Genomic DNA, 20693 nt, shown 5'->3' on the forward strand with positions numbered 1-20693 from the left:
TGATGGGAAAAGCGTCTGCACGATCTGGCGCATCGAGCGAGGATCATCGCTCTTTTTCGGCGCAGGCGATCATTCCTCATCTCTTTGCAACCCGATGACCAGCGCGTGTGCATCGCGAGCGATCATCAGCTCTTCAGCGGTCGGGATGACGCATACTTTGATCGCCGAGGCAGGGCTTGAAATGATTCGCTCGCCCGTCCCCTGCTCGTTCGCTTCGCGATCGAGCGCAAGTCCGAGGTAGGTGAGGTTGGAACAGATCAGCGCTCGCAGGAGCGGCGAGTTCTCCCCCACGCCGGCGGTGAACAGGAGTACGTCAACCCCGTTCATCGCCGCCGCATAGGCGCCGATGTACTTGCGAATCCGATATTCGTACATCGCGAAGGCGAGCGTCGCGCGGATGCTGCCCTTTGCCCGCGCCTCCAGGATCGTCCGCACATCGCCGGAAATGCCGGAGATGCCGTACAAGCCGCTGTGCTTATTCAACATCGAGGCCAGCTCATCAAAGCTAAGCCCTTCGCGCTCCATCACAAACTGGTGCAGGCTCGGGTCGAGATCGCCACTGCGCGTCCCCATCATCACGCCTTCCAGCGGCGTCATCCCCATGCTGGTGTCGATCGAGCGCCCGCGTTCGATCGCCGTCACGCTGACACCGTTGCCAATATGACAGGAGATCACCTTTAACCCGCTCAGGTCATGCTTGACCAAGGCTGGGACGCGAGAAGCACAATAGCGGTGTGACGTGCCGTGGAAACCGTAGCGACGCACCTTGTGTCGCTGGTACAGCACAAAGGGCAACGGATAGAGATAGTGCTCCTGCGGCATCGTCTGGTGAAAGGCTGTATCGAACACGGCGACCTGTGGCACGTTAGGCAAGACTTCCTCCATCGCTTCGATCCCGAGCAAGTTGGCCGGATTGTGCAGCGGGGCAAGCGCCGACATCGCCCGAATCGACTCCTTCACCTCGGCGGTGAGTACGACCGAGGAAGAAAAGACTTCCCCACCGTGCACGACTCGATGTCCGACCGCCCCGATCTCCTGCGCAGAGCTGATCACCCCAGCCTGCTTGGACGTGAGCGTCGCCACCACTCGGCTCAGCGCCTCGCGATGGTCGTAGATCGGCTCGGTCAAACTGCTCTCCTCACTTTCAGTCCCATAGCGATGAATCGCATCCTCTGTTCCGATCTTCTCGATCACACCTTTGGTCAACACGCTCTCCTCCGGCATAGCAAACAGCCGATATTTGAGTGAAGAACTGCCGCAGTTGAGCACAAGGACTTTCATCTGCTGGCTCCCCTTTCGCTCGCCTCGATTCGATTCCCCAGCTCATCGTAGCGATAAAATCCTCGACGGACATTCTGCCCGACGTGCCCCGCTCGCACCAGCTTGCGCAGATAGGCGGTCGGCCGGTAACGTGGATCGGATGTCTCCTCATACAGCGATTGGAGCATCTCCACCACCGAGTCCAGCCCGTACTGATCGGCAATCTCGAACGGGCCATATGTAAACCCGCACCCCACCTTCATCGCAGTGTCAATATCGGCGATGCCCGCCACCCCTTCCGCCAAAAGGGAAGACGCTTCATTGATCAGGGGCAACATCAAGCGGGTGGTGACATAACCTGGCGACTCGTAAACTTCGATCGCCGTCTTTCCGATCGTGTGAACGAAATGTGCTGCGACTTGGAATGTCCGATCTGAAGTCTGCAACCCTCGCACCACTTCCACCAATTCGTGATGCTGTGGGGGATGTAGAAAATGGAGACCGATCATCCGCTCTGGATGTTTCGTCTTTGCCGCGATCTCAGTCAGCGACAAGGTCGAAGTGTTCGAGGCCAAAATCGTGTTGGCCTCAACTACATGCTCGATGCTCGCCATCAGCTCGCTTTTCACATCGATCCGCTCGGTCACACATTCGATCAGCAGTTGACAGCCGCCTAGCTCCGCAAGTTCGGTCGTACATTTGATGCGTGACAGGATCGCCTTTTTCTCCGCCTCCGTAATCCCCCACTTGTTCAGCCGTTGGTCGAGCAAGCGTTCCAAACTGTGCTTCGCCTGTGTCAACGCCACCTCCGTTCGATCGAGCAGAATGACCTCGATGCCGACACCGGCGATCGCCTCTGCGACCTCTTGCCCTCTGCTCCCAGCTCCGATGATGCCAACCTGTTGTATGTTCATCGAACCCCTCCTCCCTGTAGCATAACCAAAAAAGACCTCCGCTTTTGCGCGGAGGTCGAGGGAGGTTCAGTCGATCGAATCGCTGCTACAGCCTGCAGAAGCGCTTAAAGCGTTTCTACTGCCTGGCTGACAAACGATAACAGCTGGTCAGCATCGAACGTTTGCCCTTTTCGTAGCTTCATCGTCTTTCGCTCTTGCGGGCCCTCAAACATTCCTTCTGGAAGCACCAGCTCGCTTGCGTTAAAGATCACAAAACTCACCGCGTCTTTCGAAGTGGAGATGACGGCCGCATATTTTCCATTTTTCAAAAAGTGAGGTTTCTTATATTGAATGCGCTCTTGGACTTCCGGTACTGCCTGATGGACAACTTGCCGAAGTTGGACACATAGCTCCTTTTGCCACGGTTCTTTTACCGCTTCGATAAAATCTGTCACTTCCTGATTCATCTGACATGCCCCTTTTTAGTGGATTGGAACTGCACCGTAGAATTTATTTCCAGTATATAAAATGTAAGGGAATAAATAAAGAGCTGAATGTATTAATCGAAAAGATCAATCAGATTGCAGTCGATAAGCTCGCTGCAGCCTAACTAGCCCACCTTCAAGAAACAAAAATTATTTCCAATCAATGATTTACGAAACGGTGAAACGGACAAAAATCGCTGGATCGCCGTTTCTGGAAGATCTGGTAGCACAGGTTGCTTTCAATAGAAAGACCGCCTGCCTTGATCCTGATGATCTGCAAGCGGTCTTCCGTTCATTTGTGCTTTGACAACAATTATATCTGAAGTGACGTACCGCTTGAATCGATCCATCGCTCCGTTCGATCGAAAATGTTCTCAGCTTGTTCTCAGCAGTGGTAAAAATTGAATGAAACGCACCTACAGACTGGAAGCTTCGTAGCTATAGAGATGGTTCCATAACAATCCTAACAGTCGACTCCAGCCTTCCTCATGCTCATGATACTCCTGATCCCACTCCGGTCCGATGCCAAATCCAACATGTTCGACATGAACGCGCGTTTCATCAGATGAAGATTGCAACTCGACGCTAAGTTCGGTTGGCGGCAATGAGGTCATGTACCATTGCCAGGAAAGGCGGATGCGCTTGTTCGGTACCAATTCGAGCACATAGCCGGTGCCATCTGTGGGAAACTGATCCCGCAATCGATAGGACCCGCCTTGGCGCATGTCCACATCAGCCTCGCGAACAAACCAAGTAACCAGCTGCTCAGAATCGATAAACGCCCGGTAGACACGATCTGCTGGAAAAGGGACGACCGTCTCTTTGACGATTTGACGGGTTTTCGCCAGCCCGGTCAGATGGGCGAGCGTATCGAGTGCTTCATCCCAGCGCTCGCTGAGATCTGCGATCGCAAGGTCCCAGCGGTGACCCGCTCCGAATCCTCTCTCTGTCAGCAAGACGCGCGAACCGCCAGCTTCCGGATGAATCGTAAAACTCACCTGCGTCTCACCGGCAAGATGTGCGCCCGCCCAGCGAAACGAAAACGATCTGCCCGGGGTTTCTTCAACGATCTGACAGTCGATCAAAACAGTCCGCTCTGCCAACTCCCAGACCAGCTGCATCGCGTTCTCGCTTCTTGAGACATGATGAGCGAGCCACCGCTGCATTTCGGTAGGTTGTGTGAGCATCATATACGCTTCGTTTGCTGTCAGATCGAGCACCATACTTCGTTGAATCACCCGCGATTTGCCTTCAGCGTGCATGTTCACTCGTCAAAGCACCGCCTTTCTCACAGCGAGATCTTGCACTCATTATAAAAGATCAGGTGCGGAAAAACAAAAACCGCTATTCCCGACTGGGAAAGCGGTTGTCAAGCTAGACGAGTGCCGGTTGCAGTTCATTTTCTGCCATCCACATGCGGAACGCATCGCCCGACATGTTCTCCTCTTCGACGAGCGTGACCGACAGCGTGCGCAGTCCTTCCTGATAGGCGGACAACAGCTCACGCGTCGCTTCGTACAGCTCCGCAAAGATGCGACGAATCTCCTCATCGAGCACATTGCGCTGCAAGTTGTCGATGTCGACGATGCCGAGCGAGGACAGACCGCAGGCGACGATCGTTCTCGCCATGTTGGTCGCCTGTTGAATATCGCCCTGCGCACCTGTGGAACGGTTGCCATAGATCAGCTCTTCCGCCACGGTGCCACCGAGTGCGATCTTGATCTGATCGACCAATTGATCATAGGTGTAGAGATATCCATCCGCCTCAGGCACTTGGCGGACAAAACCGAGCGCGTTGCCGCGCGGTGCGATCGTAATGTGCGACACAGATCGTTTGCGCACGCTCTCGCTCATGATCGCATGGCCGAGCTCGTGGACGGCCACCCGTTCCAACTCCTCTTGACGCGGGCGCTTCCCTGTGCGCTCGCCGAGCAATACTTTATCGACCGCATCGCGAAGATGCATCTGTTCAATCTGCTCTTTGTTCTCACGCATCGCGAGGATCGCCGCTTCGTTGCACAAGCTCTCCAACTGTGCGCCAGAAAAGCCGTACGTTTCGGATGCCACCTGATCCAAATCGACAGAGCTTGCCAGCGGACGAGTTTTCGTCTGGATCTGCAAGATGTGCAAGCGTCCATTTTTGTCTGGTAGATCCACTTTGATCTGGCGGTCAAACCGTCCCGGACGGATCAGCGCAGGATCGAGCATATCCAAGCGGTTGGTCGCTGCGATCACAAGGACGAGCGGCGAAGAGGTGGTCTGCATGCCATCCATTTCGGTCAGCAATTGGTTCAATGTCTGATCGTATTCTTGATGCGATTGGCTGCCACCTCGTTTTCCGCCGATGACATCGATCTCATCGATAAAGATGATCGCTGAGTCTTTCGCTTCTTTTTTCGCCTGTGCGCGCGCCCGCTGGAACATCTGGCGCACGCGCGATGCACCAACCCCGACATACATCTCCACAAACTCAGAGCCGGACGCTGCCACAAACACCGAATCGGTGTAGGTGGCAGCCGCTTTGGCGAGCAACGTTTTCCCCGTGCCCGGCGGCCCGGTCAAGATGATCCCCTTGAGCGGGTTGATTCCAAGTCGTTTGATCTTGTCGCGGTGACGAAGGAAGTCGAGCGCCTCGGTCAATTCTCGCTTCGCCATCTCTTGTCCGCCGATCTGATCAAACTCGACGCGGTGCGATTTGGCCACTTCATGCGAGACGGTCGCCGCAGCCCCCCGGTTGCGATCCGCCACAAAGGCAAAGGTCAAAAGAATGGCAAACAACAGGACAAACGGGATGGTCAGCTGTTGGAAATTGACCGCGACAAAGGCGATGGTCGTCACTCCAACCCCGATGATCAGCTCTTTGAGGTATCGTTTCATGGCGAAGGCACCTCCTTCAGCACAAAGGATTGTCTCGATTGATACGGTACCACCTCATACAGATAATGATCCGCTTTCTTCAATTCGACAAAGATATACTGATCGTTCATCGAAATCTTCGATTCGATCTGCTCCTGTTTCGCCTGATCGTTCATCTTTTGAATCATCGCCGGAAACTCGCCTTGCGCGATGCCTGCGTACAGTGCTGGCTGCAGATCGCGATACGTGTTTTGCAGCTCGTCCTGACGCTTGTCGACCAGGTCGATCGTCACGTAAGACCCCAAACGATCTTTCACGATCGTCTCAACCTGCAGATAGGCAGCCTGCAGATCGGGCACTTGCTTCATGTCGACCTTGATCACACGCTGTTGGCCGTTTACGACAGATTCGACATGCTCAACCGTTCCGGTCGCCATCAACTGCTCTTCGAGGGGGCGTACCAGTCCGAAATTGCGGTACAACTCCCATCCACCAAACAGCAGCGACAACGTAACACAAACGATAGCCAGAATCGGAACCATCCGAATTCGAGACATGGTCATCCCCTCCTTAACCTGTTCTATTTCAAGTCGAACGACTCGAATTATTAGTTTACATAACGTACAACTCGACCCTGACAGTATAGCACATCGATCAATTGATCTGAGCAGGAGAGTAATGGAAAACGCCACTTCCATCAGGAAGTGGCGTTTATTTCGACTGCGGCAACTCGATCTGCCACAGCACTTCTCCGCTTTTAAAATCGAGATAGGTGTAACCATGCTCACCGTTGTCAAACGTTCCGTAGAACTCCCAGACAAACTTGCTCGGCGCTGTCTGAAACTCTGTCTTCGCTTTCGGAACGACCGGGCCGGGGGTGGCATGCAGCACTTCGACCATCGGCTTTAACTTCTGCTCCGCCAGCTCCTTGCGCACCAGTTGCTGCGCCCAAACCGGCTTCTTCGCCGCTTCGATCGCTTTCTCCTCCGTCAGACCTTTGTCCGCATACGTCTGAGCGACCACTTTCCCCGCCTGCGTCCAGACATAGACTTCCCGCTCCAGCTCATCGATGCCTGCGATGAAAAAACCGTCCATGCCGCCCGTGTAAGGCTTCACATCGCGCACCTTTTGCAGCACAGTCGTATCGAGCGCAGTCTGTACCGACTCTTCCGCACCCGCATATTGGGAATACATGATTTCTCGCACCGCAAAGATGGCTCCACCGACCAGAGCCGCCAGGATGAAAATGGTGATCCAGATGTACTTCTTCATCCAAAATGCTACTCGCTTTCTCTCTTATTGCTCCAATTCCTCATAGACCGAAATGTGGAGGAGACCGTCTTCGCCCTTGCTCAAACCGAACACAAAGCGACGCTCTTTTAACGTGTGATTCAAAAAATCGACGACGTGGTAGAGATCGCTCGGATTGTCAAATTCCGCAGTGCCCAATGTGACAAGTTTGGTTTCTTCCATTTAGTTTCCTCCTCTTTCGCCCGTTAGTCAAGGGTCCAATTGCGCAGATCGTCCATCAACTGGAAATGGGTAAAATCGAAATGCACCGGCGAAACGGTCACATAGCCATCGATGATCGCTTGGATGTCCGAGTCTGGTTCGACGGCGAGGTCTTTCAGGTCACCTGCGAGCCAGTAGTAGGCTTCACCGCGCGGGCTGTAGTGCTTTTCAAAAATGTTGTGATAGCGCCGTTCGCCAAGCTTGGTGATCCGAACGCCTTTGACCGCGTCCGGCTTGAGCGCCGGGTAGTTCACATTGAGCACCGTATCTTTGTTCAGCCCGTTCTTCATCACCTGGGTGATCAGTTTGGCCGTAAAGTCGGCCGCCCCTGCGTAGTCGAGCTGACTGTGCCCGCACTGGGAGACAGCGATCGATGGAATTCCTTGAACCGCCCCTTCGATCGCAGCGGAGACGGTGCCCGAGTACATCACATCACTGCCCAGATTGCTACCTTCGTTGATTCCCGACACGATGAGATCTGGTCGAGCGTCTTTCATGATCTCGTTCACGCCGAGCTTTACACAGTCGGCAGGCGTTCCCGAGACGCCGTACGCATCCACGCCATCACAAAGCTTATGATAGTTTACGAACAAAGGTCTATGTAAGGTGATGCCGTGCCCCGCTGCACTGCGCTGACGATCTGGGGCGACCACAACCACTTTCCCTACCGTCTTCAAACGCTCAGCAAGCACGCGAATCCCTTCTGCTTGCACGCCGTCATCATTCGAAATCAAAATACGCATCATTCCACTCTCCTTTCCGACCATTGTACCCGAATGGTAAAAACCATTCAACATACTGCCCTAGCCAGCGGAGATACTATGGCTACAACACTAGGGGGTGAACCGGATGACAACTTCAACCTGTAGGACGGTTTCCACCGAGGAGGTCAAGCGTTTCACCGAAAAGATGGCGCAAGAGGTTGGGCTGGCCGACCTCTTGCAGATGGAACTTTGGGCCACGCCCAACCTTCGCGAGCTGACAGTCCCCGACAGCCTGAGCAAGATGCGCAACAGCCAACTGCGTTTGCGTGGAGAGACGAATCGATAGCTTGCACATCGGTACTTTGCCCGTTACAAAATGTGACTATACATGCAAATAAAGAGGAAGAGATCAGCTGCTCTTCGCTGATCCCTTCCCCTTGCTCTTTTGCAGCGCGATCGATTCGCCTTATTCTGCGAACAGGCGAGCACAGACGCGCTCGATCTCCGCGTAGATCTTTTGCTCGTCCATCGTCAGCACCTTGCGATCTTCGACCACAAGCTCGCCATCGATCAACACATGCGTCACATCGCGCGAACCGGCCGAGTAGACGAGGTGTGCGATCATGTTGTGGCGCGGATAGAAATGCGGCTGATCGATGTCCAGCAGCAACAGATCGGCCAGAGCGCCCGCCTGCAAAGTGCCGAGCGACTCTTCGAGGAACAGAGCGCGCGCCCCATCTGTTGTTGCCATCTCCAGCGCTTTAAAGGCGTTGACTGCGATCGCGTCTTGATTCACTCCTTTGTGGAGCATCGCAGCCATCCGCATCTCTTCGAACATATCCAAGTTGTTGTTCGACGCCGCCCCGTCCGTGCCCAAACCGACGGTGACGCCCTTCTCCAGCATCTTGGTCACCGGCGCTACGCCAGAGCCGAGCTTCAGGTTGGAGTCGGGGTTGTGCGCGACGCGGACATCATATTTTGCCAGGATCTCAATGTCCTCATCTGTCAGGTGCACACAGTGTGCCGCCAAAGTCGGGCGGCTGAACACGCCGAGTTCCTCCATCAGCTTGATCGGCGTCATGCCATGCTGCTCGATGCACTCACTCACTTCGCGCGCAGTCTCGGACAGGTGAATCTGAATCGGCAAATTCAGCTCTTCGGAGACGGCGACCACCGTCTTCAGGTAGTCGGGCGGACAGGTGTAGGGCGCATGCGGGCCGAAGGTGACGGTGATTCGATTGTTTGCTGCGCCATGCCATTTCTCGTTGAACTCGATCGCCTGAGCGCGAGACGCTTCCCCTTTCGGTGGGAAGCCGATCAATCCACGCGACAGCACCGCGCGGATGCCAGAGTCTTTCGCAGCTTGCGCCACACCATCCATCTCAAAGTACATATCGGTAAACGTGGTGGTGCCGCCTTTCAACATCTCCAGAATCGCCAGCTGCGTCCCCCAGAAGATGTCGTCTGCCGTCATCTTGTCTTCCACCGGCCAGCAGCGCTCCTCCAACCAGGTCTGAAGCGGCAGATCGTCCGCATATCCGCGCAAGAGCGTCATCGCCGCATGGCCGTGCGTGTTGATCAAGCCTGGCATCGCCAGCTTGCCTTTCGCATCGATCACCCGATCAAAACTTTCCTGCGACCCCTGATAAGCGCCTGTGCCCACCTCTTGAATGCGATTGCCCTCCACGATCAGATACCCTTCCGGAATCCAAGCGTCTTCCGTCGCTGTGACGATCACAGCGCCGTGGATCAACGTGCGTGCCATTCTCATTTCCCCTCTCTTTTTCCAGCGTTTACTTTTGTCCGTAGCTGTGCAGATAGCCGTGGCGCAGGTGCTCGACATCTTCGAGCGATAATAAGACCGGGTTGCCGATCATCTTGGCGACCGCCTGAATCTGAGCGCCCTTTTCGACGATCAGACAGGTGCGAAACGCTTCGTCCACCGTGTGGCCAACGCCGACGACCCCGTGGTTGGCAAGCAGGACAGCGCCCTTTTTCCCCAGCGCCTTGACGACGTTTTGACCGAGTTCTGGAGTGCCTGGCAGCGCATATTTCGAACAGGTGACAGAGCCTCCGACCACCTGCGCCAAATCTTCCACCACCGGCGGGATGTCTTTGTGCGCGACGGAGAACGCGCTCGCATAGTTGCTGTGCGTGTGCATCACGCCGAACACGTCCTCGCGGGCGCGGTAGACGGCCAGGTGCAAGAGCCGTTCGGAAGAGGGCTTAAAGGTGCCTTCGACCACTTCCTCCGTGTTCAAATCGAGGACGCAGAGCATGTCCTCTGTCAACGTTTCATAGTCGACTCCGCTCGGGGTGATCACGACGAGGTCGCTTCCTGGCACTCGCGCCGAAACGTTGCCCCACACAGCGGCAACCAAACCGGAGCGGTACATGTTGAGAGAAGCGGTGAGCACTTCCCCTTTTGTCTTCTTCACGAGTTCGCGGTGTTGTTCCAATGTTTGCTGCGTCATTCGCGCTCGCTCCTCCTTACTTCAGCTTCGCCATGCGATCAGTATCGGGACGTTCGACCGCACCGCGATCGGTGATGATCGCCGTAATCAACTCGTGCGGGGTGACATCAAACGCGGGATGCAGGGCTGGCACCCCTTCTGGCGCCATCCGCTTGCCGCCGATAAACACCACCTCATCTGCGGAGCGCTGTTCGATCTCGATGCTCGCGCCCGTCTCCAGCTCGTAGTCAACCGTAGACATCGGTGCCGCAACGTAGAACGGGATGCCATGATGCTTCGCCAAGACGGCCAGCGAGTAAGTGCCGATCTTGTTGGCCGCATCGCCGTTTGCTGTGATCCGATCCGCCCCGACGATGACCAGATCGACCATCCCCTGCTGCATCAGGTAGCCGGCCATCGAGTCGGTGACGACGGTGACCGGAATGTTGTCCCGATGAAGTTCAAATGCGGTCAGACGAGCGCCCTGCAAGTAGGGGCGCGTCTCGTCCGCGTAGACGGTCACATTTTTACCCGCTTCGTGCGCCGCGCGAATCACGCCTAAGGCGGTGCCATAATCGACAGTCGCCAGCGAGCCGGTGTTGCAGTGAGTCAAGATGCGAGCATTGTCCGGAATGTACGGCAAGCCATGCTGTCCCATCTGTTTGTTCAGACGCACATCCTCTTCGGCGATCAGATTCGCTTCGGCGAGGATCAGCTCGGTCAGCTGCGCCACTTCCAGCTCAGCGTTCGCCTCGATCAGCCCGCGCATGCGCTTGATCGCCCAGAACAGATTGACCGCAGTCGGGCGAGTCTTTGCCAGCCGCTCGCAGACGCCCGCTAAGAACGGGAGAAACTCCGCTTTGCTCAGCTCGCTCCCCTGTTGGGCTCCGATCGCAATTCCGTAGGCGGCCGTCGCCCCGATCGCAGGCGCCCCCCGAACTTTCATCTTTTCGATCGCCTCCGCTACCCCTTCGTATGTATCGCATGTTTCCCAGATCTCATGCTCGGGAAGCTGAGTTTGATCCAGAACTTCGAGCGTTCTGCCGGTAAAGCGCAATGGTTGCATGATTTCTCCTCCAGTTTCAGTCTACAGCGAGCCCAGTTCTGCCAGCGCGTGCGGGCAGGCGCAGGTGCGCTCCCCAGAGTCGCTCGCGATCGCATGGAAAAACAGCTCGCGAATCTTTTGCACGTTCGCTTTCATCGTGTCGACCACCTCTTGATGCGTGAGCGGATGCGGAGAGATCCCGGTGCAATAGTTGGTGACCATCGCGACGGTCGCATAGCACATCTCCGACTCCTTCGCCAAAATCACCTCCGGCACCGAGGTCATCCCCACCACGTCGCCACCCCAGGCGGCGTAAAGGCGGATCTCAGCTGGTGTTTCAAAGCGCGGCCCTTCTGTCGTGACATAGACACCGCCAGAGCGCACCGCGAGGCTGTGCTCCCCCGCCACCTCTGCGAGATGTTGACGCACCCGACCGCAATACGCATCGGTCATGTCGATGTGCACAACACCTTCTGGCGCGCCTTCATAAAATGTTTGCGGGCGGCTTTTCGTCACATCGAGAAAATCATCGACGATCACCAGATCGCCAGGTGCGAGCTCCTGCTTGAGCGAGCCGACAGCTGCGGTCGCAAACACAGTGTGCACCCCGAGCTGCTTCAAAGCGCGGATGTTTGCCCGATAGTTGATCTTATGCGGAGCCACGCTATGCTTGTACCCGTGGCGCGGCATAAAAGCGACGCGCTTGCCCGCATAGGTGCCGAGCGTCAGTTCTGCAAGGCCGTATGGAGTTTCGATCGTATGTCGTTCTGCGTCATGAAGCATCGCGGGATCGTATACGCCTGTCCCGCCGATGATGGCATACTCTGCATGCATTTATTTTCTGTGCCTCCTAGTGTTACCAACAGTCATTCAGTTCCATTTAATCAGAGCGCTTTCCACTTCGTCAAGGGATGAAACACGATCAACCGAGCGGATGGTTCCTTATAAAATTAATTATCTCTCCGATTTCAACACCTGGCGAACACATCGGCGCAAACAGATCGCCATGTTTTTCCACTCGCTTGGGCATCGTTCTGATCGTGAACAGCTCAGGCAGCACTCCCTCTTCGACCTCCTCCCAAGCGAGCGGCGCTGAGACTGCCGACGAGGGAACTGCCCGCGGCGTGTAGGGGCCGGCAAGCGTTTTGCTTCTGTGATGCTGAAGAAAATCGAAGTACACTTTGTCCCCGCGATCTTTTTTCAAGCGCTCGACGGTGATCAGTTCGGGTGCCTTTTTCGTCAGATACTGTCCGAGAAACTGTGTGATCTGCCGCGTGTCAGCAAACGAGTAGCCGCTCGCGATCGGCACAAATACCTGTAGCCCTGTGGCGCCGGACGTTTTCGGATAGCTGGGCAACCTGAGATCATCGAGTGCTTCTTTCAGCAGGAGCGCCGCGCGGCTCGCTTTGCGAAACCCGGCGCGATCGACGCTTTGCACCGTCGGATCGAGATCGAACGCGATGTTGGTCGGCCGATCGAGGTTGTCGATCTTGGAAAAGGACAGGTGCAACTCCATCGCTGCCTGATTGGCCAACCAGATCATCGTCGCTCTGTTGTTGGCGAGAATGTAATGAATCTCCCGCTTCGAGTCATCCGACCAGACCGGGTAGGTTTCCATCCATTCGGGCGCTCCGGCAGGAATGTTTTTCTGGTAAAACGATTGCTGGTGAATCCCGTGCGGATAGCGGACGACGGTGAGCAACCGCTGCTGGTAATGTCGAACCATCACCTCGCTCATCGCGATCATGTAGTGGATATATTCTGCCTTTGTGATCCCCTGCTCTGGCCATAGCACTTTGTCCAGATGGGTGACAGACACCGGGTATTCGGCCATCAAGGTGTTTGAGCTCATCCTAAACCTCCGTCGACCTTGTCAGTTTCAAGCAGATCATGTTCGATAGCCGGCAGAATCACCTCGGTACGATCTGACCAACTTGCTCAAAATATGCAGCTGCGCGGATCTCGCTCCCGAAACCCACGCACGCTGGGCGCACGCAACGTCAAATCGCTCGTCCACTCCAAAAACTGCACTTCCACCACCAACTGCGGCGGAAGGTAGGCGATCTGATCATAACGAGTGCCCGCTGTGAGCTGTGGAAGGCTGGCGAACGGGTGCGGCTGGCGCGGGAGCTGACCGACAAAAGCGGTCAGCGCTCGCAGCTGATCGCCGGTCAGCCCGGAGCCTGCCTTGCCGATATAGTGCAGTCGACCTTCCTGATAAAGTCCGAGCAGAAGTGAATTGACCTGGCCGCCCCGCAGGGAGACGCCACCGACCACCGCGAAGAGGGTGCGAAAGTTTTTCACCTTTTTCCACGTTGGATGCCGCTCGCCGATATGATAGCTGCCCGCCTTCTCTTTGATCACAATCCCTTCCATTCCCTGTTCGCGCATCAGATTGAAAAGCTGTACCCCCGAGCTGTGGTTGGCGACCAACTGCACGTGCGCGGTAGGCCGAAGCGCGTCTTCCAACCGCTCTTGCCGCGCGGTGAGCGGCAGGTCGATCAACCAGCGTCCGTCGAGGTAGAGCAGGTCGAACACCAGATAGTAGATCGGGATCTTCCGCACCAGCGAGGCGATCTTGTCACTGCGCAGCGCGAGATCGCGCTTGAGGATGTTCGAAAAATCAGGTTTGCCCCCTTCCCCCAGCGCGACGATCTCGCCGTCGAGGATGGCGGAGCGCGCTTTCATTGCAGTTTTGATCTCCTGCAGCTCTGGGTAGTTGGCGGTGCGCTCTCTCTGCTTGCGATTGAACAGCAGAAGGCCCGATTCATCCAAATAGGTGACCATCCGCACTCCATCCCACTTGATCTGGTACAGGCAATTCGGGTCATCGAAAGGCTGCTCGACCAAAACGAGCGCCATCGGCTCAAGCGGCGTATTGGTGATCATTCTGCCGTCTTGCGGCGACGTCGCTTTGGCTTGGCGTCAGACGGAAGAGCGCTTGCGTCCCCTCCAGCATCTGTCCCACGCACTTCTCCCACCGCAACCGGCCGCTCCACCTCCGCGTCGCGCGTCACGTCTAAGCTCGCTTGGAGCGCCTTCATCAGATCGTGGATCTCATCTCTTCGCTGTTCGGCAGGCAGCGTGACCTCTTCCCCTTCCACCTTGTGCTCAATCATCGCCAACACCCGTTCTCGATACTCATTTTTGTACTGGGCGGGTTGAAACTCGGAGGCGAGGCTTTCGATCAGCTGTTTGGCCATGCTGACCTCCCGCTCGTCAAGCTGTAGATCGTTCGGCACCGACGGAATCTGACTCGCTTGGCGAACTTCATCCGGATAGAAGATCGTCTCCATCACCAGCACATCTTCAAACGCACGCAGCACGGCCAGCTGCTGGTTGGAACGAATGATCATCTTGGCGACTGCGATCTTTCCCGTCTCGGCGATCGCCTTCCGCAAAAGCGCATACGCCTTGCTGTTCGTGTCCTGCGGTGCGAGGTAGTACGATTTATTAAAATAGATCGGATCGATATCCTGCAGCTGTACAAAGTGCAATATATCGATCGTCTTCGTTGGCACCGGCGCAATTTTTTCAAACTCCTCATCGCTCACGATCACAAACTGTCCAGGTTGATATTCATATCCTTTTACCACTTCGCTCCATTCGATCTCTCGCTCACAGCTCGGACAGGTCCGAATGTTTTTGACCGGAGTGTTGCACTCGCGATGGAGGTAGCGAAACTTGATATCATGATCTTCTGTGGCTGCAAACATCTTGACCGGGACGTTGACCAACCCGAAAGAGATCGAACCTTTCCACATGGTATGCACTCGCGCTCACCCCTAGCTCAGTTTGCGCTTAGTATGTGTCAGGGCACAAAAAACCCCTCATGATCTCCATGAGGGGTTCTTCTCGTATCACGATTCTTCGATGTAATAGGCGAGCGACTGAAGCTCGGTCGTCACGTCAGCACTGCGCAAATGCACATCTGAAGGCACGAGGAGCGAGACGGGAGCAAAATTTAAAATGCCCTTCACACCAGCCTCGACCAACCGATCTGCAACCCCTTGTGCATAAGGTGCCGGTACGGTGATCATGCCGATGCGTATCTCCTTTTCGCGCACCGCCTGTTCTAACTCATCGATGTGCTGAATGATCAGATTCCCAACTTGCGTGCCGATCTTCTCCCGGTCGGTATCGAAAATGGCTGCGATCGACATCTTCTCATTCGTGTATCGGTTGTAGTTGGACAGCGCGATACCCAAATGACCTGCGCCGACCAGCGCAACGTTCAAATGACGATCGAGCTTCAAAATCTGCTTGATCTTTTCGACCAGGTAGCCCACTTCATACCCGATCCCCTTCCGCCCGAACTCGCCAAAATAGGCAAGATCCTTTCGGATCTGAGCAGGGTTCATATCGAGCTTTTGCCCGAGCTCGTAGGAGGAGACCGTGCGAATATTCATTTCATCAAGCAGTTGCAAATACCGCAGGTAGACGGGTAGCCGTCGCACAACCGCTTTTGAAATTTTCGGCGTCTTCAGGTAGATCCCCCCTCATAGCGAATATCCTAGAAACTTCGCCGTTTGGGGAAAAACTCCTGCGAACTACGAGGTGAGCTTTGTCATTTTTTTATTGGAATAGAACGGAAGCAGTTTGCGCTTGACGCGACAGAGAGCATTGTCGACCGCCTTGGTGGTTGTCCCCATCTCGTCCGCAATCTCTTTATACGTATTGTGATCGACATACAGCGTCAACACTTTCAACTCAAATGGAGAAAGGGAGCCTGCCAGCTCTTCACGCAGTTCTTTCAATTGCTCGCGGACCAAAAAGACATACTCCGGATCACAGATCGCAGGGCCTGGCAATGTATCCATCAGCGTTCGATCCGTGTCCTCTTCATACATCGGCCGGTTGAGCGAGAGATAGTAGTTGAGCGGCTGATGCTTGAGTCGCATCGCAGTTTTGATCGCTGTGATCAATTGGCGGGTAATGCAGATCTCCGCAAACGCGCGAAATGGGATCTGCCGTTCCTGCTGGAAATCCCGAATTGCCTTATACAAGCCGATCATGCCCTCTTGGATCAGGTCTTCGCTGTCAGCGCCCGCGATAAAATAGGACCGTGCTTTCATTCTCACGATCGGATGGAAGCTGTGAAAAATTTCTTCAACCGCAAACTCATCACCTTGCTGTGCTCGCAACACTGTCTCTTCAAAAGTAAGATCAGCGCTCTCTGCTCGAACGGACTCTGCTGTATAACGCACTTCTGCCTTTGCCATTGCCACCGCGATCACCTCAAGTTCATCTGCGTACTGTTCAACTTACCTCATAAAATCTATTAATTTGTCATAATCTTAACTTCCCTCATTAAGATACGTCAAATGACGAAAATCGCCGATATTTCCAATTTATCTCCCGAATATAGCGCTATTTGGTTCTTTTTCGACATTCCTGCACCATTGAAGAAAATTCCGAAAATAATGTCGAAAAGTGAAGAAATAAATAGAAAAGGAAGGATTCAATACGAATCCTTCCCATCAATCGACCACTAATGGAGATTTTAGCCAATTATAGACGGTGCGCAACACTTCGCGCTCCGTTCCTTGATAGAACCAAGGACCGGGCAGCGACTTGATAAAATGACGTCCATAGCGTGATTCGACGATGCGCCGATCATAGACGACGATCGCACCCCTGTCCCGCTTGGTGCGGATCAGACGGCCAAACCCCTGCTTAAACCGAATGATCGCCTGTGGCACGCTGTATTCCATAAACGCGTTGCGCCCTTCCCGCTCCAACTTCTCAGTTCTCGCTTCGACGACCGGCTGGTTGGGCGGCCAGAACGGCAGCCGTGCGATCACCAAAAGCGACAGCGCATCGCCTGGGATGTCCACCCCTTCCCAAAACGAATTCGCCCCGAACAGCACCGCCTTCTCATGCCGCTGAAATTCTTGGACAAGACGATGGCGGGAGGTGGAATCGATATTGTGTGCCAACACGCCGATGCCGTGCTCGGCAAGCGAGGGCTTGACCTTGTTGTAGGTCTCGCGCAGCATTCGATGCGATGTGAACAGCACGAGCATCCGCCCTTGCGATGCGCGGGCGAGGTTGGTTAAAGATTCGGCAAAGGAGGTGGTAAATTCGCTCTCGCTCACTCCCTTGACCGGCAATGCGTCAGCAGGCACGCAGAGCAACGATTGCTTTTTGTAGTCGAATGGAGAATCGACCTGAAGCGTCAACAGTCGATCCACCTTGTCAGATTCGGACAGCCCGAGCTGCCTGATCGCATATTTAAAATCATGGTTGATCGACAGCGTCGCGGAGGCGAGCACGATGCTCTCCTTTTTGGAGAAGAGATGAGTGTGCAGGAGCGGCGCCACATCGATCGGGGCTGAATTGAGAAAGACGACCGGCCGATGCGTCCGATCTTCCGCTTCCATCCACAGCACAGAGGTCTCCGAGCCGACGGAGCGCAAAAACGTCGCCAGCCCTTGCCAGCCGGTATCGAGCTCTTTTACCTGTCCGCCGATATCGGTGAGCAGACCTGCGTACATCTCATCGCGCATCAGCTCTTCCGAATAGTCCTCCATCTTCCCGGCGAAGCGACGAAACGACTGCATGTCCGTCTGCAGATTTTCAGAGGCGGACGCGATCGCCTCCCAAGCTTTCTCGACCGCTTCGCTCTCAAACATCTCCATTCGCAGGCGCAGCGTATATCGCCCGTTGTCTGTGCCTGTCGAGTTGTGAATCACAAACTCTTGCAGCATGCGGAACACCTCTTCATTCGAGTCCCGCAGCTCCCCGATCTGCTCAAGCATCGCCTCGACCGCAGCGCGCAGATCGGCATACACCTCCCGATCTCCGCCTTGCATGATGTCGATGTTTTGCAGGAGTTGATTGAGCAACCCTCTGTTCTTGTCGCGGAACAGCCTGTTCAGCGCACCGTACATCTGAAAGTAGGAAACTTCTGTGCCGAGATGCTTCGTCGCCTCGTCTTCGATATGGTGCGCCTCATCGAGCACAAGGTGCTGATAGCCGGGCAATACGTTGTGATCCGCTTTGACATCGGTCAACACCAGCGAGTGGTTGGTGATCACCACATCGGCGTTTTGCGCCAGTGCTCGCGCGCGGTGATAATAGCAGTTGCGAAACCAGGGGCACGCTTTGTTGATACAGGAGTCTGACGAGGAAGCCACCTTGCTCCATCCGTCCGCTTGCGGTCCGGACAAAGTCAACTCTTCGCGATCGCCGCCGCCCGTCTCCAGCAGCCAGGTGAGCATCCGCACGTTAAAGGTGATCTCGCTGTGCTCGGTGATCAAGCCAGGATGATTGACTCCCATCGCCACTTTGCGCATGCAAAGATAGTTGCTCCTCCCTTTGAGCACCGTGATCTCAAAAGGAAAGGGAACCACTTCGGTCAGCAAGGGCACATCTCGCTCGCGCAGTTGCTCTTGCAGGTTGATCGTGTGCGTCGCCACGACGACGCGCTCTCCCTTCGTCTTCGCGTAGTAGACAGCCGGAATCAGGTAGGCGAGCGACTTGCCTGTCCCCGTCCCCGCTTCGACCAGCAGGTGTTTGCCTTCGTCGAACGCCTCCGATACGGCTCGCAGCATCTGCATCTGTGGTGGCCGCTCCTCATAACCTGGCATCAGATCGGACATCGGCCCGCCTTTGGCGAGCACCGACTCCACCTCTTCGACAGAAAAGCTGGCAGACGATCCCCCCGACTCATTCTCCTTGGCTGGTATCACTACCGGTCTGTGCATCAGTCGATCGATCGTGACACACCCTTCCGGCTCGTCGATCTGCATCAGCGATGTGGTCGACTCTGCCAGCCTGCGGAACAGATGGCGCAATGGCCAATCGCTGTACTCGGTCAGGCCGTAGATCTGTTGCAGGATCAAAAACGGCAATCGCTCCGCTTTTTCGAGCAGCAGCGTAAACATCGAAGCGGTCGCCTTCGCATCGGCCAGGGCGCGATGCGCTCGCTCATGTTCAAGGCTGTGCTTTTCAACGAGCGACCCCAATGAAAAACTGGACTCGCGCGGCCAGACGATCTGGGCCAGCGTGACCGTGTCGATCACCTCGCCCACATAGCGCAGGTAGCCGCACTCCTCAAGCGCTTCATTTAAAAAGCTGAGATCGAAGTCTGCGTTGTGCGCAACCAGAATCGAATCGCCAATAAACTTTAAAAAGGACTCGATCGCTTCCTCTAGCGATGGGGCGTCCTGTAGTTCATCATCCGTCAGACCTGTCAGTTCACGAATGTAAGCAGGAAGGGGCTGACCTGGATGGATCAATGTTTGAAATTCTTCGCTGATACGGCCATCGACTAGCTTAACCGCACCGATCTCGATGATATGATCCTGAGCCGCGTTCAATCCGGTTGTCTCAAGGTCAAACACCACATATATCTCGGACACGCTCTGGGTCAGCTCCTATTTATCGTTTGTGAATAGACTCTGTTCGCCTTTCGTTCGATAAATCCTGCCGTCTGCATTCGTTTGACATAAAAAAGAGAAGCGGCGTCATCGCCACTTCTCTTTTTTTCCTAGTACAGGAAACAATATTCATCAGTTGAGCAGGAAGACGGGCTTGGTGGAGGCCGCAGTCTTCAGCACGAGCACCGGATATGCGATCATCTCCGGGTTGATCGAGCCAGGTGTAGGCGCATTGACTTTCGTTCCGACAAAAACGGCTCCGTCCGACTCGCTCAGGCTGGTCACTTCGATCGAATAGCCTGGGTTCGGCATCGAACCGCCTGCGACCACAATGTAGCGCACACCTTCCTCGTCGACCGTGTAGACGCCCGCCTCCGTCTTATTCTCTTGCACCAGCGTGTGCACCGTCTCCGGCAGCGTGCCCTTCAGGACATCATATTTTGCCGGTTTCGCCAGCTGGTTGGCGCGGGAGAGGACTTTGTCGAGCAATACAGCCGCTTCCGCTCTGGTCAGCTTCGCCTGCGGAGAGAAGCGACCCTGACCATCGCCGATCATGATGCCCAGCTGGTAAAGATAATGAATCGAGCTTTGCTCTTCTTGGGAGATTCCAGCCGTATCGGTAAACGGATATTTGAGATTGGCTCCGTTGATGCCGGTGTTCATCGCCGGCAGCAGATCTGCCAGCCAGACGGCCGCCTCAAGGCGGGTCACCCCTTCGCTCGTTTCCAGCGCGGTCTCTTTCTTGCCCAACAGGCGACCGACCCAACTTACAAACTCTTTTTTCTTGATCTGTTCGTTCGGTTTAAAGACACCGAGCTCACCGCGCGTCAGCACGCCCGCTTTGAGCAGTTGCTGAAGCGAATGTTGCGACCAATGCCCATCCAGATCTTGCAGTTGCGGAGCCTTGATTTGAATCGTATGGAGATCCGGATCGTTGATCATGCTGCCTCCTGGAGTTTTTCCGTCAGGATCGAAGACGGTGATCACCATCTGATCGGACGATTTTACTTTTGGTGCGCCGACCATCGCCCACGCAGACTGCGAAGAAAGCACCAATCCGGCTGCGAGGAGCCATGCAATCGAATGTTTCGCCTTGCTCAC

Annotated in this window: 21 protein-coding genes; 1 reads left to right on the forward strand and 20 read right to left on the reverse strand. The window is 55.2% G+C overall.

Annotated elements, in window-relative coordinates:
* Positions 1-69: 69 nt before the first annotated feature.
* The 9 genes from ACFSOY_RS01065 to surE form a co-directional block, all read right to left on the reverse strand.
* Positions 70-1281, reverse strand: a complete 1212-nt coding sequence (locus ACFSOY_RS01065) for an acetate/propionate family kinase (RefSeq protein ID WP_386043477.1) — start codon at positions 1279-1281, stop codon at positions 70-72.
* Positions 1278-2174: a 3-hydroxyacyl-CoA dehydrogenase family protein gene (locus tag ACFSOY_RS01070; protein ID WP_386043479.1), complete on the reverse strand. Its 897-nt coding sequence runs from the start codon at positions 2172-2174 to the stop codon at positions 1278-1280. The genes ACFSOY_RS01065 and ACFSOY_RS01070 overlap by 4 nt, the downstream gene beginning before the upstream one ends.
* A gap of 104 nt (positions 2175-2278) precedes the next feature.
* On the reverse strand, positions 2279-2620 hold the full coding sequence (locus ACFSOY_RS01075) for a DUF1801 domain-containing protein (RefSeq protein WP_386043481.1): 342 nt from the start codon (positions 2618-2620) through the stop codon (positions 2279-2281).
* Positions 2621-3054: 434 nt separating this feature from the next.
* Positions 3055-3876 carry an SRPBCC family protein gene (locus ACFSOY_RS01080; protein ID WP_386043483.1) on the reverse strand — a complete coding sequence of 274 codons (822 nt, stop codon included), beginning with the start codon at positions 3874-3876 and terminating at the stop codon, positions 3055-3057.
* 136 nt (positions 3877-4012) lie between these two features.
* Complete coding sequence (locus ACFSOY_RS01085; RefSeq protein WP_386043485.1) at positions 4013-5515, reverse strand: AAA family ATPase; 1503 nt, start codon at positions 5513-5515, stop codon at positions 4013-4015.
* On the reverse strand, positions 5512-6051 hold the full coding sequence (locus tag ACFSOY_RS01090; RefSeq protein ID WP_386043487.1) for a hypothetical protein: 540 nt from the start codon (positions 6049-6051) through the stop codon (positions 5512-5514). Before ACFSOY_RS01090 ends, ACFSOY_RS01085 begins: the two co-directional genes overlap by 4 nt.
* 154 nt (positions 6052-6205) lie before the next feature.
* Positions 6206-6766: a hypothetical protein gene (locus tag ACFSOY_RS01095; RefSeq protein WP_386043489.1), complete on the reverse strand. Its 561-nt coding sequence runs from the start codon at positions 6764-6766 to the stop codon at positions 6206-6208.
* Between the two features lie 24 nt (positions 6767-6790).
* Entirely contained in the window at positions 6791-6967 is a 177-nt protein-coding gene (locus ACFSOY_RS01100; protein WP_386043491.1) for a DUF4264 family protein, read from the reverse strand.
* A gap of 23 nt (positions 6968-6990) precedes the next feature.
* Positions 6991-7749, reverse strand: a complete 759-nt coding sequence (gene surE, locus ACFSOY_RS01105; RefSeq protein WP_386043493.1) for a 5'/3'-nucleotidase SurE — start codon at positions 7747-7749, stop codon at positions 6991-6993.
* 106 nt (positions 7750-7855) lie between these two features.
* Here surE and ACFSOY_RS01110 point away from each other — a divergent pair, with 106 nt between their 5' ends.
* A complete protein-coding gene (locus ACFSOY_RS01110) occupies positions 7856-8056 on the forward strand; it encodes a hypothetical protein (protein WP_386043494.1) in 201 nt (66 codons plus the stop codon).
* A gap of 120 nt (positions 8057-8176) precedes the next feature.
* Here ACFSOY_RS01110 and ACFSOY_RS01115 read toward each other — a convergent pair whose 3' ends face one another.
* The 11 genes from ACFSOY_RS01115 to ACFSOY_RS01165 all read right to left on the reverse strand — a co-directional run bounded on the left by ACFSOY_RS01115 (position 8177) and on the right by ACFSOY_RS01165 (position 20693).
* Positions 8177-9475: an amidohydrolase gene (locus tag ACFSOY_RS01115; protein WP_386043495.1), complete on the reverse strand. Its 1299-nt coding sequence runs from the start codon at positions 9473-9475 to the stop codon at positions 8177-8179.
* 28 nt (positions 9476-9503) lie between these two features.
* Positions 9504-10184 (reverse strand): class II aldolase/adducin family protein, encoded by a 681-nt coding sequence (locus ACFSOY_RS01120; RefSeq protein ID WP_386043497.1) that lies wholly within the window; start codon positions 10182-10184, stop codon positions 9504-9506.
* A 16-nt stretch (positions 10185-10200) separates the two neighbouring features.
* On the reverse strand, positions 10201-11229 hold the full coding sequence (gene mtnA / locus ACFSOY_RS01125) for an S-methyl-5-thioribose-1-phosphate isomerase (protein ID WP_386043499.1): 1029 nt from the start codon (positions 11227-11229) through the stop codon (positions 10201-10203).
* A gap of 21 nt (positions 11230-11250) precedes the next feature.
* Complete coding sequence (gene mtnP / locus ACFSOY_RS01130; RefSeq protein ID WP_386043501.1) at positions 11251-12042, reverse strand: S-methyl-5'-thioadenosine phosphorylase; 792 nt, start codon at positions 12040-12042, stop codon at positions 11251-11253.
* 88 nt (positions 12043-12130) lie between these two features.
* Entirely contained in the window at positions 12131-13060 is a 930-nt protein-coding gene (gene ligD, locus ACFSOY_RS01135; protein WP_386043503.1) for a non-homologous end-joining DNA ligase, read from the reverse strand.
* Positions 13061-13146: 86 nt separating this feature from the next.
* Entirely contained in the window at positions 13147-14097 is a 951-nt protein-coding gene (gene ligD, locus ACFSOY_RS01140; protein ID WP_386043505.1) for a non-homologous end-joining DNA ligase, read from the reverse strand.
* Positions 14094-14972 carry a non-homologous end joining protein Ku gene (gene ku / locus ACFSOY_RS01145; protein WP_386044439.1) on the reverse strand — a complete coding sequence of 293 codons (879 nt, stop codon included), beginning with the start codon at positions 14970-14972 and terminating at the stop codon, positions 14094-14096. Before ku ends, ligD (ACFSOY_RS01140) begins: the two co-directional genes overlap by 4 nt.
* Positions 14973-15068: 96 nt before the next feature.
* Positions 15069-15695, reverse strand: coding sequence for a redox-sensing transcriptional repressor Rex (locus tag ACFSOY_RS01150; RefSeq protein WP_386044441.1), 627 nt, complete (start codon positions 15693-15695; stop codon positions 15069-15071).
* Positions 15696-15758: 63 nt separating this feature from the next.
* Positions 15759-16430 carry an RNA polymerase sporulation sigma factor SigH gene (sigH, locus tag ACFSOY_RS01155; protein ID WP_386044443.1) on the reverse strand — a complete coding sequence of 224 codons (672 nt, stop codon included), beginning with the start codon at positions 16428-16430 and terminating at the stop codon, positions 15759-15761.
* Positions 16431-16688: 258 nt separating this feature from the next.
* Positions 16689-19574, reverse strand: coding sequence for an ATP-dependent DNA helicase DinG (gene dinG, locus ACFSOY_RS01160; protein WP_386043507.1), 2886 nt, complete (start codon positions 19572-19574; stop codon positions 16689-16691).
* A 150-nt stretch (positions 19575-19724) separates the two neighbouring features.
* Complete coding sequence (locus ACFSOY_RS01165) at positions 19725-20693, reverse strand: S-layer homology domain-containing protein (protein WP_386043509.1); 969 nt, start codon at positions 20691-20693, stop codon at positions 19725-19727.

Origin of the sequence: Tumebacillus lipolyticus, assembly GCF_042682745.1 — a bacterium.
GTDB lineage: Bacteria > Bacillota > Bacilli > Tumebacillales > Tumebacillaceae > Tumebacillus_A > Tumebacillus_A lipolyticus.

What these genes read in the sequence shown, in the direction of transcription:
- ACFSOY_RS01085 (WP_386043485.1), bottom strand. Translation starts at nt 5,515, where the DNA reads ATGAAACGATACCTCAAAGAGCTGATCATCGGGGTTGGAGTGACGACC.
- ACFSOY_RS01090 (WP_386043487.1), bottom strand. Translation starts at nt 6,051, where the DNA reads ATGTCTCGAATTCGGATGGTTCCGATTCTGGCTATCGTTTGTGTTACG.
- ku (WP_386044439.1), bottom strand. Translation starts at nt 14,972, where the DNA reads ATGTGGAAAGGTTCGATCTCTTTCGGGTTGGTCAACGTCCCGGTCAAG.
- sigH (WP_386044443.1), bottom strand. Translation starts at nt 16,430, where the DNA reads ATGGCAAAGGCAGAAGTGCGTTATACAGCAGAGTCCGTTCGAGCAGAG.
- ACFSOY_RS01070 (WP_386043479.1), bottom strand. Translation starts at nt 2,174, where the DNA reads ATGAACATACAACAGGTTGGCATCATCGGAGCTGGGAGCAGAGGGCAA.
- ligD (WP_386043505.1), bottom strand. Translation starts at nt 14,097, where the DNA reads ATGATCACCAATACGCCGCTTGAGCCGATGGCGCTCGTTTTGGTCGAG.
- surE (WP_386043493.1), bottom strand. Translation starts at nt 7,749, where the DNA reads ATGCGTATTTTGATTTCGAATGATGACGGCGTGCAAGCAGAAGGGATT.
- ACFSOY_RS01110 (WP_386043494.1), top strand. Translation starts at nt 7,856, where the DNA reads ATGACAACTTCAACCTGTAGGACGGTTTCCACCGAGGAGGTCAAGCGT.
- ligD (WP_386043503.1), bottom strand. Translation starts at nt 13,060, where the DNA reads ATGAGCTCAAACACCTTGATGGCCGAATACCCGGTGTCTGTCACCCAT.
- ACFSOY_RS01065 (WP_386043477.1), bottom strand. Translation starts at nt 1,281, where the DNA reads ATGAAAGTCCTTGTGCTCAACTGCGGCAGTTCTTCACTCAAATATCGG.
- mtnA (WP_386043499.1), bottom strand. Translation starts at nt 11,229, where the DNA reads ATGCAACCATTGCGCTTTACCGGCAGAACGCTCGAAGTTCTGGATCAA.
- ACFSOY_RS01115 (WP_386043495.1), bottom strand. Translation starts at nt 9,475, where the DNA reads ATGGCACGCACGTTGATCCACGGCGCTGTGATCGTCACAGCGACGGAA.
- ACFSOY_RS01100 (WP_386043491.1), bottom strand. Translation starts at nt 6,967, where the DNA reads ATGGAAGAAACCAAACTTGTCACATTGGGCACTGCGGAATTTGACAAT.
- mtnP (WP_386043501.1), bottom strand. Translation starts at nt 12,042, where the DNA reads ATGCATGCAGAGTATGCCATCATCGGCGGGACAGGCGTATACGATCCC.
- ACFSOY_RS01075 (WP_386043481.1), bottom strand. Translation starts at nt 2,620, where the DNA reads ATGAATCAGGAAGTGACAGATTTTATCGAAGCGGTAAAAGAACCGTGG.
- ACFSOY_RS01120 (WP_386043497.1), bottom strand. Translation starts at nt 10,184, where the DNA reads ATGACGCAGCAAACATTGGAACAACACCGCGAACTCGTGAAGAAGACA.
- ACFSOY_RS01095 (WP_386043489.1), bottom strand. Translation starts at nt 6,766, where the DNA reads ATGAAGAAGTACATCTGGATCACCATTTTCATCCTGGCGGCTCTGGTC.